General features: G+C 69.0%; 1 protein-coding gene. It reads left to right on the forward strand.

Annotated features, from left to right (window positions below):
• Positions 1 to 34: 34 nt before the first annotated feature.
• A complete protein-coding gene (locus tag J8J14_RS24800; protein ID WP_209382211.1) occupies positions 35 to 988 on the forward strand; it encodes an IS5 family transposase in 954 nt (317 codons plus the stop codon).
• Positions 989 to 1,041: the final 53 nt, after the last annotated feature.

The raw sequence follows: 1,041 nt of genomic DNA on the forward strand, positions 1-1,041 counted from the left end.
GGCGTTGTTGCACAAACCTTGCAGGTAGGCCTGCATGAGCAAGGCATCGGCACGGGGTGAGCGGCCGAAGACCCGCTACCGGACCCGGAACTGGCGGGAGTACGACCGGGGGCTGATCTCCCGCGGGGATCTGACGGTGTGGATCTCGCCTGACCTGGCGTGGCACGCCGTCGAGGGCACGGGGCGGCGGGGACGGCCTCCGACGTTCAGCGATGCTGCGATCCAGGCAGTGCTGACGCTGAAGGTGCTGTACCAGCTGCCGCTCCGGGCGGCCCAGGGCATGGCGGGGAGCCTGATCCGGCTGGCTGGTCTCGACTGGCAGGTCCCCCACTACAGCACCCTCTCGCGGCGGCAGAAGAGCCTCACGGTCACCATCCCCTACCGTCCCCGGGGTGAGCCGCTGCACCTCGTGATCGACAGCACGGGGCTGAAGGTGCTGGGCGAGGGCGAGTGGAAGGTGAGGAAGCACGGGGCCGACAAGCGTCGGGTCTGGCGCAAGGTCCACTTGGTGATCGATGCCGACAGCCACGAGGTCAGGGCTGTGGAGATGACGGACCACCGGCACGGCGACGGTGAGATCGTGCCGGGCCTGCTGGCGCAGTTGCCGAAGGCCGAGCGGATCGCCCTCATCAGCGGCGACGGGGCCTACGACACCCGCGGCGTCTACGAGGCCTCTGCGGCCCGCCAGGCCGACCTGATCGTGCCGCCACGCCGCAACGGCAAGCCGTGGAAAGGGCGAACCACCGGAGCGACCGAGCGGAACGAGACGCTGCGCGCGATCCGGCACCTCGGGCGGCGGCTCTGGAAGCGGTGGAGCGGGTACCATCGGCGCAGTCTTGCCGAGACCGCCATGTCACGCCTCAAGCGCTTGGGCGAACGCCTGTCAGCCCGTGATCCCGCCCGTCAGGTCGCGGAAGTGCAGATCCGCTGCGCCATCCTGAACACCTTCAACGCCCTCGGTATGCCCGACACCGTCGCCCGCGCCTGATCAGAGCGGGACAGGAACACTCACGCCCTAAGTCTGATTTGCGCAACAACGCC

The organism is Pararoseomonas baculiformis, assembly GCF_017813395.1.
Taxonomy (GTDB): Bacteria; Pseudomonadota; Alphaproteobacteria; order Acetobacterales; family Acetobacteraceae; genus Roseomonas; species Roseomonas baculiformis.